Origin of the sequence: Rahnella sp. CJA17(1/100) (assembly GCF_963881615.1) — a bacterium.
GTDB classification, from domain to species: domain Bacteria; phylum Pseudomonadota; class Gammaproteobacteria; order Enterobacterales; family Enterobacteriaceae; genus Rahnella; species Rahnella aceris.
In genome coordinates this window covers 321,654-339,562 of sequence record NZ_CAWOJA010000033.1, presented here as the reverse complement: position 1 = coordinate 339,562, position 17,909 = coordinate 321,654, and the positions used below count along the sequence as shown (strand labels likewise).

Below are 17,909 nucleotides of genomic sequence, written 5' to 3'. Positions count from 1 at the left end.
TATGGCTGTCATTGCCTTACAGGGAATTCGTGGCGGTACAGGCACCACTTCAGTCACGGCTGCACTGGCCTGGGGTCTTGCGCAATTAAATGAAAAGGTTCTGGTCATCGACTTTTCACCGGAAAACTTACTGCGATTGCACTTTGGTATGCCTTTCGCTCAGGCTCGCGGATGGCGCTATGCGCACAATACAGGAGAGCCGTGGCAAAACTCCGCACTGCGTTACCACTCTCATCTTGATTTCCTGCCTTACGGGCATGCCACGACCGGCGACGCCAGTCAGCCGGATTTTGACTGGCAAAAGGCGATCACTCAGCTTAAAAATACCGGCGTATATGACTGGATCCTGATCGACTCTCCGGCAGCCGATCCGCTGACCGCGCAAAATATTGCCGACAGTACGGTAGTGCTTCTCCACGCCGATACCCAGTCACACACCCGTTTACATCAGTATGTGCTGCCAGCCAACGGGCGCTATCTGCTCAATCAGTTCATTCCTTCCAGTCAGTTACAGCAGGATATTTTGCTGTTATGGCAGGAAACTTTACCCGTTTTGATTCCGGTGATTTTACACCGCGACGAAGCCATGGCGGAGTCACTGGCGGCGAAACAACCGGCAGGGGAATGGAATAGTAACAGTAAAATCAGTCGCGAAATTAACACACTGGCGAACTGGTTCCTGCTGCATTTGCGCCATTCAGGGGACGTGCACAGCCAGACAATGCGGCGGAGTCCGGAAAAATGAACCGCGTGCTCAACCTGTTTCTGGTGCCGCCGGTAGTTTTCGAATTACAAAACCGCTACCGGTACTATCGCGCCAGCCACTCCTCACGGACCGCCGCTGGCGTAATGATTTTCTGCGTGGCGTTAAGCTGGCTGTTTTTGCGTTTTGAATCCCCTGTCTGGCAGCGTGTTAAAGCACAACGCACCCGCTGGTATCCGCAGATTTCGCCGTCGCGCCCGCGTCTTGCCGATCCGCTGCGCTATATCGTGCAAAGCCTGTGGTTGCTGATCATCCTGCCTGCTGAAAGCCGGCGCGGACGTGTGATTCACACCCGCTGGCCACAGCAGTTGCGCAAAAAAGTCCATTTGTGGCTCGAATTATTGCCTGAACAGGTCACACACAGTCTGCTGGAAATTAAGGTCACGCGCCGTATCGGCAAAATGAGCCGTCTCGGTAAACGTATTCTGGTCTGGATGACCGCACTGGTGGCGCTCACCCTGGCGATGTTCTGTATTTCTCAGCCTTTTAGTTACATCGCACAGTTCGTCTTCGTGGTGCTGCTGTGGAGCATTGCGATGATTATTCGCCGTATTCCGGGGCGTTTCCCGGCGCTGATGATGATCGTGTTGTCGCTGACCATTTCCTGCCGTTATTTATGGTGGCGCTACACCTCAACGCTGAACTGGGAAGATCCGCTGAGTCTGATTTGCGGCCTGCTTCTGTTAGGTGCGGAAACCTATTCCTGGACGGTGCTGGTGCTGGGCTATATCCAGACCCTCTGGCCGCTTAACCGTAAACCGGTGCCGATGCCTGCGGATGTCTCGACGTGGCCGACGGTGGATTTGCTGATCCCGACGTATAACGAAGATCTCAGCGTCGTGAAACCGACGCTGTACGCCGCGCTGGGTCTCGACTGGCCCCGGGACAAACTGACCATTTATCTGCTTGATGACGGCAACCGGCAGGAATTCGCCGATTTTGCCCATGAAATTGGTGTGAAATACATCGCCCGTGAAACGCGTGAAAATGCCAAAGCGGGCAACATCAATAACGCACTGAAACAGGCGAAAAGCCAGCTTGTGGCGATTTTTGACTGCGACCACGTGCCGACCCGTTCTTTCCTGCAACTGACGGTCGGCTGGTTCTTTAAAGATAAAAAACTCAGCATGTTGCAAACGCCGCATCATTTTTTCTCGCCCGATCCGTTCGAACGTAATCTGGGCCGTATGCGCCGCACGCCAAACGAAGGCGAACTGTTTTACGGACTGGTGCAGGACGGCAACGACCTGTGGGATGCCAGTTTCTTCTGTGGATCCTGCGCCGTATTGCGCCGCGATGTGCTTGATGAAATCGGCGGTATCGCCGTAGAAACGGTCACTGAAGATGCGCACACGTCTCTGCGGATGCACCGCCACGGTTACACGTCGGCGTATATTCGTATTCCGCAGGCGGCGGGGCTGGCGACAGAAAGCCTCTCTGCTCACATCAGCCAGCGGATCCGCTGGGCGCGCGGCATGGTACAGATATTCCGCCTCGACAATCCGATGTTTGGTAAAGGGCTGAAGCTGGCGCAACGGTTGTGTTACGCCAACGCCATGTTGCATTTTCTGGCCGGTATTCCGCGCCTGATCTTCCTCACAGCGCCCCTGGCGTTTCTGCTGCTGCATGCTTACATCATTTATGCACCGGCCGTTGCCATCGCACTGTATGTCTTGCCGCACATGATCCATGCCAGCCTGACCAACTCCCGCGTACAGGGCAAATACCGCCATTCGTTCTGGAATGAAATCTACGAAACCGTGCTGGCCTGGTATATCGCCAGGCCGACCACCGTGGCGTTGTTTAATCCGCATGCCGGGGCTTTCAACGTCACGGCCAAAGGCGGCCTGAATAAGCACGCTTACGTTGACTGGAAAATCAGCCGCCCGTATCAGATCCTGATGTTGCTCAATCTGGCCGGTTTATTCTTCGGTGCCTACCGCATTGTCTATGGCCGCCCGGATGAAATCCTGACGGTGCTGGTGAGTATGGCGTGGGTGATTTACAACATGATTATTCTGGGCGGGGCGATTGCCGTGGCGTTCGAATCCAAACAGGTGCGCCAGGCACACCGTGTAGAAGCCAGAATGCCCGCGTCACTATTAAAACCCGACGGACACATTTATGTCTGCACCATTCAGGACTACTCCGACAACGGTGTCGGACTGGAAACCCCGAGTGCAAGCCAGTTTCATGCCGGTGACAACGTCACGTTACTGCTTCACCGTGGACAACAGGAATATACCTTCCCGATGCAGATCAGCCGCGTGTTTGGTGAAAGCATCGGCATGCAGTTACTGCCATTAACCACCCAACAACATATCGATTTCATCCAATGTACGTTTGCCCGGGCCGACAGTTGGGTATTACGCGAAGACAACTTCCCTGAAGACAAACCGATGGAAAGCCTGCGTGAGGTGCTGGGGTTGGGGATCCGTGGCTATCTGCGGATGCTGGACATCGCCCCGCAACGCTACCGTCCGCTGGCGTCCGGAACCCGAACGTTTGGCCGCTGGCTGCTGTCTTTCGCTCCGCGTAATCCGCCGCTTGCCGTTCAGCCTGATGAATACAACCTGATGATGACAAAACAATGAAAAGACTTCCGTTAACCACTTTTATGGCATCTGCCTTGATGACATTGGCGTTGGGTTCTGTGGCTCCGGCCTTCAGTGAACAGGCGCCTGCACCGGTTGTACCGGGCAACACCACGCCTGCGCCTGAAGTGACCCTGCCGATGGTGGCGCCTGCGGTAAACCCGATGATTATTCCGGGTGCGCCGGTGCGCAGCGTGACATTACCTTTTGCCGATGTGGCACCGCAGCCGGGTGCCATCACCTTGCGCGGTATTCAGCCGAACGGACAGATTGAGTTCGGTGTGCGCAGTGACGAAGTCGTGACACAGGCCACACTGAATCTCGAGTTCACGCCGTCGCCATCGCTGATCCCGGTTCAGTCGCATCTTAAGGTGTATCTCAACGACCAGCTGATGGGCGTTGAAGTGATTGATAAAGACCAGCTCGGCAAGAAAAATCACCTGCAGATGACCATTGACCCGCGTTATGTCACCGACTTCAACCGCATCCGTCTGGAGTTTATTGGTCACTACCAGAACGTCTGTGAAAACCCGGCGAACACCACCCTGTGGCTGGAAATCGGCAAGGGCAGTTCGCTTAGCCTGCAATATCAGAAACTGCCGCTGAGCAACGATCTGGCACATTTCCCGGTACCGTTCTTTGATGCGCGCGACAGTCGTCCGCTGAGCCTGCCGATGGTCTTTGCCACGTCTCCGGATGCCGGCCAGCAACAGGCAGCGGCGATTCTGGCCTCCTGGTTCGGCACCAAAGCCCAGTGGCGCGGGCAATCCTTCCCGACGTTGTATAACCAGTTGCCGGACAGCCACGCGGTGGTGTTTGCAACCAATGGCAAACGCCCTGATTTCCTCAAAGAATTGCCGCCGGTGAAAGGGCCTGTGGTGCAGATGATCAGCCGCCCGGATAATCCTTACATCAAAATGCTGCTGATCCTCGGTCGTGATGATCAGGACTTACTGACGGCAGTAAAAGGCATTGCGCAGGGGAATATCCTGTTTCGTGGCGAAACGATCGGCGTCGATAAAGTGGACAGGATCCAGCCACGCCAGCCGTATGACGCGCCAAACTGGGTGCGTACCGATCGCCCGATGAACTTTGGCGAACTGAAACAGTATGCGGAACAGTTACAGTCTGACGGCATCCAGCCGAATCCGATCACGCTCAACATTAATCTGCCGCCGGATCTGTTCCTGATTAACAGCTCCGGTATCGATATGCGGCTGAAGTACCGTTATACCTCGCCACAGCTGAAAAACACTTCTCGCCTGAGCATCAGCCTGAATAACCAGTTTGTGCAGGATCTGACCCTGAAAACCGGACACGATGAGGATTCACAATTACTGCATCTGTCCCTGTTACAGGGGCTGCTGGATGGCAGCAAAGACCTGAATATTCCCGCGCTGAAACTGGGTGCGGTTAACCAGATCCGCTTCGATTTTGACTACACCTCGCTGCTGGCGAGCGGCACCGAAGGGCGCTGTGAAACCTATAACACCGTGCCAAATCATGTGGTGATAGATGACAGCTCCACTATCGACTTCTCCGGTTACCGCCATTTCATGGCGATGCCTGACTTGCGCGCCTTCGCCAACGCCGGTTTCCCGTTCAGCCGCCTGGCGGATTTATCCCAGACGCTGCTTGTGGTTCAGCCGCAACCGCAACCGGTTCAGTTAACCACGCTGCTTGATACGATGGGCAATATTGGCGCACTCACCGGTTATCCGGCGCTTGGCGTGGGGCTGACTGAAGATGCGGCAAAAGCAAAATCCACCGACGCCGATCTGCTGGTGATCGGCAATCTGCCTGCGGATTTGCGTGACGACAGCATGCGCGATGAGAAAAAGGCCAGCTTACTGATCGAGGCAGCGCGCGATGCGGTGAATACGCCAGTCCGCCAGACGTCGTTACCGGATAACACGGCACCGGCCAGCGATGCGCGGGTGGATGCCAGCGCGCAAATCAGTGCGCAAGGCCCGATTGCGGCGGTTGTCGGGTTACAGTCGCCGTACTTTGATCAGCGCAGCGTGGTCGCGCTGATGGCAAACGGTCAGCAGGGCTTCGAAATGCTGAACAAGTCGATGCAGGATAGCAAACAGAGGGCGCAGGTCTTTGGCTCGGTGGCGGTGGTGCGTGATTCCGGCGTCAGCAGCCTGAAAGTCGGTGATACCTATTATGCTGGCCATTTGCCGTGGTGGGAGCGGGTATGGAACGCCCTGGCGAACCATCCGGTATTGCTGGCGGTTATGGCGGTGATCGTGGTGATTCTGGCAGCAATCCTGTTGTGGACCGGTTTGCGTTCTCTGGCCCGTCGTCGTCTGTCTGATGATGACCAGGAATAAGTCCGTGAACACACAGCGCACAAACCTGTTTTTGCGCGGCAGACTGGCCCTGACGATCGGGCTGGCCTTGCTGGCTGCGCCTGCGGTTGCAGCCCCCGTTGTTTCACCGGAACAATGGTTACTGGAACAGGTGCGGGTCGGTGAAGCCAGTCATCAGGACGATCTGGTGCGTCAGTCCCTGTTTCGCCTGGAATTAATGGATCCGCAAAACCCGAAAGTCATGTCCGCCCGTTTACGTTTGCTTCTCCGCGAAGGCGATCAGGCCAAGGCACAGCAGCAACTGGAAAAAATTAAACAGGTTTCGCCTGGTTCGGATGAATACCGGCAGGCGCAGCTGAGCCTGAAAATCGCCTCCCCGGAAATGCAGCAAAAACTCCAGCAGACGCGGTTACTGGCAACGGCAGGGCGGCTCGATGAAGCCAAAGCGCAATATGATGAGTTGTTTGGTGGCCAGCCGCCAACGCTGGATCTGGCAGTAGAATACTGGCAACTTATTGCGCGGCTGCCGGGGCAAAAAGCCCGTGCGCAGGCACAGCTTCAGGCGCTGAATAATCAGTATCCGGGTGATGTGCAGTTACGTCTGCAACTGGCGCAGATGGCGTTTGACGAAGGGGATAACGCCAAAGCTGTCGGGCTGATTAAGCAAATCGCCGCCACCAATGAAGGGCGTTCTCCGGCCGCTGATTTATGGCTGCAGAAGATTAAGGACCAGCCTGTGGGCAACCCGAGCGTCGATGCCTTGCAACAGTTTATCGCCACGTTCGACACCGGTCCGCAGGTGATTGCCGCGCAGCAGGAACTTCAGCGCCAGCAGGCGTTACTGGCCGATCCGCGTTATCAGGCGCGACTCCGTGGTCTGGCGCAGATTAATAATGGTGGCTCCACCGGCGCGATTGCGCCGCTGAAGCAGGCATTGCAGGCACAACCTGACGATGCTGAAGTCCTCGGTGCGATGGGGCTGGCTTATTCCCGCGCTGGTAACCGCCAGCAGGCGCTGACTTTGTTTCAGCGGGCGAAAGCCGCCGAAACAGATGGCTATAACGCGGGTAAATGGAACAGCCTGATCCGGTCCAACAGTTACTGGCTGAAAATCGAGCAGGGCGATAAGGCATTGAAAACCGGGCTGCTTGATCAGGCCGAAGCGGCTTACAACCAGGCGCAACGTCTGGACTCCCGCGACCCGTGGGCGCAGATCGGGCTTGGGGATGTGGCGGTTGAGCGCAAAAATGACACGCAGGCGGAGCAGGCTTACCGTCGCGCACTGAAGCTGGAGCACGATAACAGTAGCGCCCAGCGCGGGCTGGCGAATATCTATCAGCGTCAGTCGCCGCAAAAAGCGCTGGATTACATTAATTCATTGCCTGGTGCATCGCAGGCGAAACTCAGCGATAAACAGCGTGGACTGCAAAGTGACGTTGTCACTGCACAGGCGCAAAAATATGCCGCCGAACACAACTGGAATCAGGCTGCGAACCGCTACGGCGAGGTGCTGAAACTCAATCCGGACGATGTCTGGACGACCTACCATTATGCCAGTGCCCTGCGTGAGGCGGGTGAACCGGCGCAGGCGGATGCGGCTTTTGCACAGCTTGCGGCGAAGCGTCCGGTGGATCCGCAACAGGTTTACGCTTATGCGTTGTATCTGTCCGGTTCCGATCGTGACGACGCCGCACTGCACCATCTCAATACCTTGCCGCAGGCGAAATGGGACGACAACATGCGCGAAATGGCGCAGCGCATTCAGCTCGGTAAAACCCTGACCGCCATTGATACTTCCCTTGCTGCCGGTAATACCTCGCAGGCGAAACAGCAGTTGCAGCAGGCTGATCTGCATGAACTCAGCCTGAATCAGCAACGACAGGTCGCCATGGCCTGGCGTGATGTCGGTGAAACCACCAAAGCGGCGGCGCTGTTACAACCCTTGAAAACGGCTGCGCGTTCACAGCCGGACGGACAAGACAAGGCGCTGATTTATCGCAACGCCGCCAACCTTGAGCAGCAACTCGGACAGCCACAAACGGCGCGTCAGGATTACGCACAGGCGATGGTCGCCAGCGGCATCACCGGTAAAGTGCCAGAAGATAACGACAGCTATACGCGCCTGACCCGCAACAATGCCACGGATGACTGGCTGAAACGCGGTATCCGTTCAGACGCGCATGATCTGTACCGTCAGCAGGATGTGAATTTCACGCTGGACACCGATTCGTGGACATCAAGCGGCACGCCGGGGAAATCTGATCTCACGGCCAACACCACCATGTTGCAGGCGGATATGCCGGTTTATCAGGGGCGCGGATTCCTGAGGGCCGACTGGGTGCGGATGGATGCCGGAACCTTTGATAACGAAGACGGTAATTACGAAGCCAGTTTCGGGACTTGTAGCGATCAAAACTGCCGCCGTTACCGCAGCCAGAACGCCAATGGCGTCAGCCTTGGCGCAGGATGGGAAAATGACAAATGGAAAGGCGATTTAGGCACCACGCCACTGGGTTTCCCGGTTGTAGACTGGGTCGGCGGGCTGGCTTACAGCGGTGACTGGGGCGATATCGGCTGGACGACCACGGTGTCACGCCGTCCGGTTTCCAGTTCGTTACTTTCTTTCGCGGGCGCAAAAGATCCGGGGACCGGCACCACCTGGGGCGGCGTTCGTGCGACCGGTGCCAGCCTGGGATTAAGTTACGATCAGGGGCAGGCTAACGGCGTGTGGGCTGATCTCAGCGCGCATCAGCTGACCGGTGAAAATGTCGAAGACAACACCCGCGAACGCCTGATGGGGGGCTATTACTACAAAGTCATTAACGAAGATAACCGCCGCGCCACGGTGGGCCTCAGCTCCATGCTCTGGCATTACCAGAAAGATCTCAGCGGTTACACGCTGGGACAGGGGGGTTACTACAGTCCGCAGCAATACTTCTCACTCTCCGTACCGGTCAGTTATCGCCAGCGCACGGAGAACTGGTCATGGCAGCTTGGCGGTTCGGTCTCCTGGTCGCGCTCCTCAACCAGCGATCAGAAACGCTATCCGATCCAGAATCTGATCCCGGATTCATTACCGGATAAAAATGCCATCGAAACCGGCAGCAGTGGATCCGGTTTTGGCTATACATTGCAGGCACTGCTCGAACGGCGTGTCAGTTCTCACTGGACCGTCGGCGGGGGGATTGATATTCAGCAGGCGAAGGATTACACGCCAAGCCACTTTCTGCTCTACGCGAGATATTCGATGAGCGGCTGGCAAGGGGATCTGGATATGCCGCCGGAACCTTTAGTGCCGTATGCGGACTTTAAATAATGCCAGATCGTGCATTAGGGCGGTTTCTCGCTTGCAGCGAGGGCTTGATCGAGACAATTTCGGTTTATTAATAACGGCTATCACTCTGCTTTGATCGCCGAAACCGACCAAAAGGGGCCATGACGGGCCCCTCTTGGATCTCCCACGTCTTAAACTGCGCGCTATCGCGGGCACGACGGACATGTTCATTAGCAACAGTGAGTGGCGTAAAATGTCATCGCTGCGCGATTCCCGAGTTTCAGGTTTCGAGCCTCGGGTCTCGAACCATTCACTCGGTGCCATTTTTGAGCACGCCAATCAACTTATTAAAAAGACGAAAAACAGGCTGTCTTTGAATTTAAGATCGTGCGGGCGTTTCAGAAAGCTTGCTGAATGAGAGGTTGCAGACCTGAGGCTGCAATCCCGAAATGAAGGCACCGCGTAGCGGCAAGATTTCCAGCCTGTCACTGTGATACCTGAAACATGATTTACTAGCGATAGCGCGCAGTGAAAAAGCGCGGAGTCCAGAGGCCCGCGCGTTACCGGGTCTCTGGTCGGTGTGGGCCGACGCCCACGGTCTTGACCTTAAGCCTAGTCTGGGTGGCAACCCAGGTTTTACCCTTAGCGGCCAGCGAAAAGCGAAATTAAACAGCGCTTTGTTTATACCTGTCCGTCCCCCATCTCACCATCCCTTCCAGCAACTGTTTCAATAACACCTGCAATTCAGCCGCCTTATCAGGCGAGTAGGCAAATGGCTCCATCTCCTCCATGTAATTCACCTGCGCCAGCTCAAGCTGAACAGCGTGAATATCCATATCAGGCTGGCCGTAAGCCCTCGTGATATATCCGCCCTTAAAACGGCCATTAAGCACATGGCTGAAGCGGGTTTGTTGCTGGCAGGTTCTCTCAAGGATTTCACTCAGCGCCGGTGAACAGCTTGCGCCGCTGTTGGTGCCGAGGTTGAGATCCGGTAACTGGCCGTCGAAAAGACGCGGGATCACCGATGCAATGGAATGCGCATCAAACAGCAGTGCATAACCGAATTCCTGTTTCATGCGCGCCAGTTCTGACTGGATTTTCTGGTGATACGGTTGCCAGATTTGATCCAAATATTGCTGGCGTTGGGTATTTGTCGGCGTCATGCCTGGTTTGAAGGTCGCGCGACCATCAAATAACGTCTCGGGATACAAACCCGTGGTGGCAGTGGTATACAGCGGTTTATCGTCGGAAGGCCGGTTGAGATCGATAACGAACCGTGAATACTGGCCGACCAGAATGCTGGCACCCAGTGAGCGCGCAAAATCGTACAGTTGCGGGATATGCCAGTCGGTATCGGAAAGCGGGAGGGCGGCTTCGCTCAGACCGCTGGCGACTTCTGGCGTCAGATGTGTACCTGCGTGAGGGATACTGATCAGTAACGGCGCTGTACCCTGGATAAAATGGTACGGTTCAGCGATAACATTGGCAGTTGAAAGGCTCATGAACGGAACTCTCCTCGTACTTCTCCACGAAAAACAACAGTGCAGGGCAACTGACCGCCCAGCCAGTAAACCAGCCCGGCAGGACGCGACAGTGGCCAGTGTATAAAGTCAGCGACTTTGCCCGCTTCCAGCGTGCCGTGCGTGTCCTGTAAACCCAGCGCACGTGCACCATGGCAGGTGATCCCGGCCAGCGCTTCTTCAGGCGTCAGGCGGAACAAGGTACATCCCATGTTCAGCATCAGACGCAATGAAAGCGCAGGCGATGTGCCCGGATTGGCATCACTGGCCAGCGCCATCGGCACCCGATGTTTGCGGAACTCATCCACCGGCGGGCATTGTGTTTCGCGCAGCAAATAATAGGCCCCGGGCAGTAATACGGCGACGGTGCCGCTGGCGGCCATTGCCTGAGCATCTTCTGCAGTGGCGTATTCCAGATGGTCGGCTGACAGCGCATGATGTCGTGCAGCCAGGGCGCTACCATGCAGGGAAGACAGTTGTTCGGCGTGTAATTTAACCGGTAAACCTAAGGTTTTTGCGGCATTAAAAACCCGTTCAACCTGAGCCGGTGAGAACGCCAGATGTTCACAAAAGGCATCGACGGCGTCGGCCAGATTTTCACTGGCAACCACCGGCAATAATGTGTCGCAGATGAGGTCAATATAGTCATCAGCGCGTCCTTTGAATTCCGGCGGCAGGGCATGAGCGGCAAGGCAGGTGGATTTCACCTCGACTGGCAGCATGACACCTAACCGGCGGATCACCCGCAGCATCTTCAGCTCGCTCTCTACACTCAGCCCGTAACCCGATTTAATCTCAACACAGGTTACGCCTTCGGCCAGCAAGGGCTGTAAGCGGAACAACGCCTGAGCCAGAAGTTCATCTTCGGTGGCCTCGCGGGTGGCATTGACGGTGGAGAGAATTCCCCCACCGGCTGCGGCGATTTCTGCGTAGCTGACGCCGTTCAGCCGCTGTTCAAATTCTGCGCTGCGGTCGCCGCCAAATACCAGATGCGTATGGCAGTCAACAAAGCCCGGCGTGATGATCCCGCCGCTGAATTCATGCTGTGTGGCGTCTGCGAAAACCGGACAATCTGCGGCAGGGCCGGTCCAGACGATCTTCCCGCCTGCGACAGCAATCGCCCCGTTTTCAATCAGGTTGTAATGCCCGTCCTGCATGGTGACCAGCGTGGCACCGCGCCATACGCTGTCACAACGGGAAGGGGGTTCGGAAGAAAAAGAAGGGGATATCGCTACCGGCATGACGGGCTCCAGGCTGAATTCATCTTGTATAGACAACTAAAGTCAACCTAACGCATAACCGTTAAACCGGCAAGGCGCCCGGCGATAGTTTTTTCTTATTACGAGACGTCTTCCAAAATTTGAACGAAGAGATAGCGGCCGTACAAAGCCGCCATTAAGGTGTGCCGGAATCAGCCGTGGCTGGTGAAACGTCCAAATAATTGATAGCGGGAACCCGGGTAAATCAGGCGCGCGGAAGTCACTACGCGGCTGCCGCTCCAGGTCCGGCGGTGGATCAGGAGACAAGGCTCATGTTCATTCAGTTGCAACAGCTCGCGTTGCTCATCGCTGGCGCTGATGGCTTCAACGCGATGTTCACCCGCCGTCAGCGGCGCGATTTCCATCAGGTACGTATAGGGCGTCTGCTTGTTCAGCACCTGTTGCAGATAATCGGGTGCGGTTTCCGGGTTCACAAAACGGTCTTCAATCTGCACCGCGACGTTGTTTTCGTAATGAACAATTTGCGAATAAAACATCATCGTGCCAGTGGCGATACCCAGTTGCAGCGCCTGATCGGCATCCGCCAGCCGCGCTTCACACACCAGAATCTTGCTGTCGTGGCGATGACCGCGCTGGGCAATTTCATCGGCAATGTTGTGCACTTCCAGCATCGGCGTGTAGGCCTTGGCTTCGGCCACAAACGTGCCGACTCCCTGCATGCGGATCAAAAAACCTTCGCTGGTCAGTTCACGCAAAGCACGGTTGATGGTCATACGGCTGACGCCAATTTCATTGACCAGCTCACTTTCAGAAGGTACCCGCTGATGCGGTTTCCAGACACCGGCGCGGATCTGGCTGATGATCGCCTGTTTCACCCGCTGATAAATCGGTGCGGGTGTATCGCTCATCGCGGCCGCCAGTTCGGACAATGTCTGCTGCGACACGCCCTGTTGTTGTGTGACCTGATGTGGCGCGGCACCATTTTGAGAAAGTGGTGTGGGCTCCGACATGTCTCTTACCTCACTCAATGAAATTCCAGAAATATTGGGAAAGCTTGCCTGTTCGCCCGGCATTTTCCATCAGTGGAAAGTAAACGGAAAGGGCGTGACGGAAAACTAAATTTATAAAAAAAGGGTTGTTGCAAGTTTACAGCGCAATCAGGCATATGTATATGTATAGACAAGTCGGTTAAAAGTTTTGCAATTGTTTCCGTAAAATTGCATTTATGTTTCTTCTTACTGTTCAGGAATGATGCTGTTATGCCTGCTTATTTTGCTTCACGCGCCTTACTTTCAGATGGCTGGGCGCATAACGTGCGGCTGGACGTCGATGCAGCCGGAATGCTGACTGCGGTGACCCCGGACAACTATGCGCAGGGGTGTCTTCCCCTTTCCGGCCCGGTGGTTCCGGGCATGCCGAACCTCCATTCGCACGCCTTTCAGCGGGTGATGGCCGGGCTGGCGGAAGTCGCCGGTGATCCGCAGGACAGCTTCTGGACCTGGCGTGAGCTGATGTATCGCATGGTGCAGCGCCTCACGCCTGAGCAGGTGGGTGTCATTGCCCGTCAGTTGTATATCGAAATGCTCAAAGGGGGTTACACGCAGGTGGCTGAATTCCACTATCTGCATAACGATATCAGCGGTCAGACTTATGCCGACCACGGTGAAATGACTGCCCATCTGAGTGAAGCCGCGTCACAAACCGGCATCGGACTGACCATGCTGCCGGTGCTTTACAGTTACGCCGGATTTGGCGCGCAACCGGCACAGGCCGGACAGAAACGGTTTATTCAGGATACGGACAGTTACCTCAAACAACAGGAAATTATCCGCAAACAACTCAGCGGTAAAAGCCTGCAAAATCAGGGACTGTGCTTCCACTCCCTGCGCGCAGTCACGCTGGAACAAATGCAGCAGGTGTTGCAGTCCGCAGATAAAAACCTGCCGGTGCATATTCATATCGCCGAACAACAGAAAGAAGTGAACGATTGTCTGGGCTGGAGCGGGCAGCGCCCGATTTCCTGGCTGTATGACAATCTGGATATTGATTCCCGCTGGTGTCTGATCCACGCCACGCACGCTGACCGTTTCGAGCTGGCGAGCATGGCAAACAGCGGGGCGGTCGCGGGGTTGTGTCTGACCACCGAGGCTAATCTGGGCGATGGCATTTTCCCCGGCGTCGATTATCTGGCGCAGTCAGGTCGATGGGGGATCGGTTCCGACAGCCATGTCTCCCTGAACGTGGTTGAAGAACTGCGCTGGTTTGAATACGGGCAACGCCTGCGTGACCAGCGACGTAACCGGCTGACGACCTCTGCGCAAAATTCTGTAGGCGATGTGCTGTATACGCAGGCATTACAGGGCGGTGCACAGGCTTGCGGCGCGGCTATCGGGCAGCTTTCTGCGGGTTATCGTGCCGACTGGCTGGTGCTCGACGGGCAGGATCCCTATCTTGCCGCCGCAAAAAACAGTGAACTGCTCAACCGCTGGCTGTTCGCCGGTAATACCGGGCAGATCCGTGATGTGTATGTCGGCGGTATTGCGCGCATTGTGAACGGCCAGCATGAACAACAACAGGCTGCGGCGGCGGATTTCCTCGCGCTTCTCCGTCAGCTGGCGGGGGACGTTGCATGATTGCCTGGCAGCATTTCACCTTCGATGACCTGCCGGTCAGCCCGTGGCGTAACGGCGGTGGCGAAACCCGCGAAATCTTCAGTTTCCCTGCCGGTGGCCATGATTTTGACTGGCGCGCCAGCATTGCCACCATCGCACAGGACGGCCCGTTCTCGGCATTTCCCGGTATTGACCGTTCCATCACCTTGCTGAGCGGGGAAGGTGTGCATTTAGAGGCACAGCCTGATGTCGATCACTTACTCGTTGTCGCTGGTGAGCCTTTTGCCTTCAGCGGTGATACTGCGCTCCATGCCCGCCTGATGGGAGGAGTGACAACTGATTTTAACATCATGACGCGACGTACTGAATGTGCCGCACGGGTGATTGCCGCACGTGAACACCTGACGGTGACGCGGGAAAAAGGTGGCGTGATTTATGTCATCAGCGGGATGTGGCAACTGGCGGATGGCCCGCTGCTGAGGGCGGGCGAGGGGTATTACTGGTCTGAGACAGCGGCACAATCGCAACAGGGTTCAGTGAGTCTGACCCCCGTTGCTCAGCAACAGAGATGCCTGCTGTTGTGGGCGGCGATCAGCTGATAAATACCTTACAGGATTGCGCTAAAAGGGAGCATGGCGCGCACCGAATTGATTCATCAGCCCGCGCAAAACGCCCCATAACCGGCGCTGAATGTTGTAAAAGTGCATGTGCAGAAACTGGCATAAAGCTTGCTTAAATATTGTCGACTGACTTGTATAGACAAGAATATACAGTAGCGTAATTTGCCTGCGGCTTTCACTGCAGCAGGCATTTCCCCCGAGACAGATACTTTGGCAGGAGTGGCAGATGAGCAACATGATTTCCAGGGCTGTACTGAAGCGTTCGTTGTCTTTGTTAGGGCTGGCAGTGGCGCTGGGTAGTGTGACAGTCAGCGTGGCGCAAGCGGCGAATACGCCGGTTGCTATTGGTATTTCTGGCTGGACCGGTTTTGCACCACTGACCCTGGCAGACAAAGCGGGCATCTTTAAAAAGAACGGTCTGGATGTCACGCTGAAAATGGTGCCGCAGCAGTCGCGTCATCTGGCCATCGCTTCCGGTTCCCTGCAATGTGCGGCGACCACCGTGGAAACCTATTTAACCTGGAACGCCAGCGGGGTGCCGATCAAACAAATCGTACAGCTGGATAAATCTTACGGCGCAGATGGTATCGTGGTGCGTAGCGGTATCAACAAGATTACCGATCTGAAAGGCAAAACCATCAGCGTGGATGCACCGGGTACGTCTTCTTACTTCCTGCTGGCGTGGATCCTCGATAAAAACGGCATGACGATGAAAGACGTCAAACTCGCCACGCTCGGGCCGGATGCCGCTGCGCATGCCTTTATTGCCGGACAGAATGATGCGGCAGTGACCTATGAACCCTATCTTTCCAACATCCGTCAGAGCCCGGATAAAGGGAAGATTCTGGCAACGACGCTGGAATATCCGATGGTGATGGACACGCTGGGCTGTACGCCAGACTGGCTGGATAAAAATCCTAAAGCCGCTCAGGCGCTGGTGAACAGCTACTTTGAAGCGCTGGATATGATCAGGAAAGAACCGGAGAAATCCAACGAGATCATGGGCGCAGCAGTGAAAGAGACCGGCAAACAGTTTGCAGAAGAATCCAGTTATCTGCGCTGGCAGGATCGTGAGGCCAATCAGAAATTCTTCAGCGGTGAAATTGTGACCTTCACTAACGAAGCGGCGCGCCTGCTGACTGAGATGAAAATTCTGCGTAAAACGCCGGATATCAATACGTTATATGACGCGAAGTACGTGAAATAGCCATGAAGGACCGCGATATGAACAGCCCTGTCAGCCAGACAGCAGAACAACATGTGACTTCGCAGTCAGCCTTACGCGAGCCGGCACCGTTGCCGGCAAGCAAAAAAGTCTGGCATAACCCGATGATGGTGCCTTTGCGTCCGGTCGCGTCGCGGCGTCGCTGGTTTCTCGGGTTCTGTTTCTTTGTGCTGTTTTTTGCTGTGTGGGCGCTGGTGACGTTTACCGGCCTTGTTTCCCCGACATTCCTCGCCAGCCCGGCGAGCATGTTGCAGGAAGGGATTTTACTCTTTACCGATTTTGATTTTACGACTGATATAGGTATGACGGTGATGCGCGTGCTGGGCGGCTTTATTCTGGCCTGCGCCATTGCCGTTCCGCTCGGCATCCTCATGGGGTCTTACAAACTGATCGAAGCTTTTTTCGAACCGTTTGTGTCCTTTTGCCGGTATCTGCCTGCGTCAGCGTTTGTGCCGTTGCTGATCCTGTGGGCGGGTATTGGTGAAATGCAGAAAGTTCTGGTGATTTTCATCGGCTCTTTCTTCCAGATCACCCTGATGGTGGCGGTAACCGTGGGAGCAGCGCGGCGTGACCTGGTGGAAGCCGCGTATACGCTGGGCGCCACCAACCAGAGTGTGGTGCGCAGGGTGATCATTCCCGGTGCGGCACCGGAAATTGCTGAGTTGCTGCGCCTTGTGCTCGGCTGGGCATGGACTTATGTCATTGTGGCGGAGCTTATCGGATCCTCGAGCGGTATCGGACACATGATTGTTAACAGTCAGGCACTGCTCAATACCGGGCAAATGATCTTCGGCATTATTGTGATTGGTTGCATTGGTTTGCTCTCCGATCTGTTGTTCAAAGCGGCCAACCGCCGGCTGTTTGTATGGAGTTCATTGTGATGAGCCATCCGAAACTGAGTGTCCGTCAGGTTGAACGTATTTTTACCGGCCCGAAGGGCGAGAAAACGCAGGCGCTGTTGCCGGTGGATTATCGGGTTGATGAAAACGACTTCATCACCATTCTCGGGCCTTCCGGCTGTGGTAAATCCACGCTGCTGCGCATTGTCGCCGGGCTGGATCAGCCAACGCGTGGCGAAGTGTGGCTCGATGGTGAACAGGTGGACGGCCCTGGTGCCGATCGCGGCATGGTGTTTCAGAGTTATACCTTGTTTCCGTGGCTGACCGTTGAACAGAACATCCGTTTCGGTTTGCAGGAGCGTGGCGTGAGTAAGGCAGCGCAAAAAGAGCGCAGCGACTACTTTATTAATAAGGTCGGGCTGCGGGGTTTTGAGCAGCACTTCCCGCGTCAACTTTCTGGCGGGATGCAGCAACGCACCGCCATCGCCCGCGCACTGGCGAATGATCCGAAAATTTTGCTGATGGATGAGCCTTTTGGCGCCCTGGATAATCAGACCCGCGTGATGATGCAGGAACTGCTGTTATCGATTTGGGAATCCTCGCGCAAAACCGTGTTGTTCGTGACACATGATATCGACGAAGCGATTTTCATGGCTAATAAGGTGGCGATTTTCAGTGCCCGGCCGGGGCGGATCAAAACCGAAGTGGCGGTTAATTTCCCGCATCCGCGGGACTACACCCTGAAAACGTCGCCGGAATTTATGGCGCTGAAAGCGCGGGTTACCGAAGAAATTCGTACCGAAACGATGCAGGCAATGGATCACTGATTTCACCGCCCCGCATCTGTACAGAATAGATTGTAGATTCGTCATGTAATGCGTAAATGCCCGGCGGGCTGCGTCCTTAGCCGGGTTTACTTCCGGTTTC

The 17,909-nt window shown here is 55.6% G+C and carries 12 protein-coding genes; 9 read left to right on the top strand and 3 right to left on the bottom strand.

Going from position 1 to position 17,909, the window contains the following annotated elements; genetic code table 11:
- The first annotated feature begins 1 nt into the window (after position 1).
- The 4 genes from bcsQ to AACU55_RS16170 are packed head-to-tail and all read left to right on the top strand — an operon-like array spanning position 2 to position 8,988.
- Positions 2-745, top strand: coding sequence for a cellulose biosynthesis protein BcsQ (gene bcsQ, locus AACU55_RS16185; RefSeq protein ID WP_134705761.1), 744 nt, complete (start codon positions 2-4; stop codon positions 743-745).
- On the top strand, positions 742-3,357 hold the full coding sequence (bcsA, locus tag AACU55_RS16180; RefSeq protein WP_134705760.1) for a UDP-forming cellulose synthase catalytic subunit: 2,616 nt from the start codon (positions 742-744) through the stop codon (positions 3,355-3,357). The genes bcsQ and bcsA overlap by 4 nt, the downstream gene beginning before the upstream one ends.
- On the top strand, positions 3,354-5,693 hold the full coding sequence (gene bcsB, locus AACU55_RS16175; protein WP_134705759.1) for a cellulose biosynthesis cyclic di-GMP-binding regulatory protein BcsB: 2,340 nt from the start codon (positions 3,354-3,356) through the stop codon (positions 5,691-5,693). The genes bcsA and bcsB overlap by 4 nt, the downstream gene beginning before the upstream one ends.
- Before the next feature lie 4 nt (positions 5,694-5,697).
- Positions 5,698-8,988, top strand: a complete 3,291-nt coding sequence (locus tag AACU55_RS16170; RefSeq protein ID WP_134705758.1) for a cellulose biosynthesis protein BcsC — start codon at positions 5,698-5,700, stop codon at positions 8,986-8,988.
- Positions 8,989-9,611: 623 nt separating this feature from the next.
- Here the strand turns inward: AACU55_RS16170 and hutG are convergent.
- The 3 genes from hutG to hutC form a co-directional block, all read right to left on the bottom strand.
- Positions 9,612-10,448 (bottom strand): N-formylglutamate deformylase, encoded by an 837-nt coding sequence (hutG, locus tag AACU55_RS16165; RefSeq protein WP_134705757.1) that lies wholly within the window; start codon positions 10,446-10,448, stop codon positions 9,612-9,614.
- The gene (gene hutI, locus AACU55_RS16160) at positions 10,445-11,707 is read right to left on the bottom strand and encodes an imidazolonepropionase (protein WP_134705756.1); all 1,263 of its coding nucleotides are present in this window, start codon (positions 11,705-11,707) and stop codon (positions 10,445-10,447) included. Before hutI ends, hutG begins: the two co-directional genes overlap by 4 nt.
- A 170-nt stretch (positions 11,708-11,877) precedes the next feature.
- A complete protein-coding gene (hutC, locus tag AACU55_RS16155; RefSeq protein WP_013575469.1) occupies positions 11,878-12,696 on the bottom strand; it encodes a histidine utilization repressor in 819 nt (272 codons plus the stop codon).
- 249 nt (positions 12,697-12,945) lie between these two features.
- Here hutC and AACU55_RS16150 point away from each other — a divergent pair, with 249 nt between their 5' ends.
- The 5 genes from AACU55_RS16150 (at position 12,946) to AACU55_RS16130 (ending at position 17,809) form a co-directional block, all read left to right on the top strand.
- Complete coding sequence (locus AACU55_RS16150; RefSeq protein ID WP_134705755.1) at positions 12,946-14,319, top strand: formimidoylglutamate deiminase; 1,374 nt, start codon at positions 12,946-12,948, stop codon at positions 14,317-14,319.
- Positions 14,316-14,897 carry a HutD/Ves family protein gene (locus AACU55_RS16145; protein ID WP_134705754.1) on the top strand — a complete coding sequence of 194 codons (582 nt, stop codon included), beginning with the start codon at positions 14,316-14,318 and terminating at the stop codon, positions 14,895-14,897. Before AACU55_RS16150 ends, AACU55_RS16145 begins: the two co-directional genes overlap by 4 nt.
- A gap of 247 nt (positions 14,898-15,144) precedes the next feature.
- Entirely contained in the window at positions 15,145-16,125 is a 981-nt protein-coding gene (locus tag AACU55_RS16140) for an ABC transporter substrate-binding protein (RefSeq protein ID WP_134705753.1), read from the top strand.
- Between the two features lie 17 nt (positions 16,126-16,142).
- Complete coding sequence (locus AACU55_RS16135; protein WP_134705752.1) at positions 16,143-17,024, top strand: ABC transporter permease; 882 nt, start codon at positions 16,143-16,145, stop codon at positions 17,022-17,024.
- Positions 17,024-17,809, top strand: a complete 786-nt coding sequence (locus AACU55_RS16130) for an ABC transporter ATP-binding protein (RefSeq protein ID WP_013575474.1) — start codon at positions 17,024-17,026, stop codon at positions 17,807-17,809. Before AACU55_RS16135 ends, AACU55_RS16130 begins: the two co-directional genes overlap by 1 nt.
- Positions 17,810-17,909 lie beyond the last annotated feature (100 nt).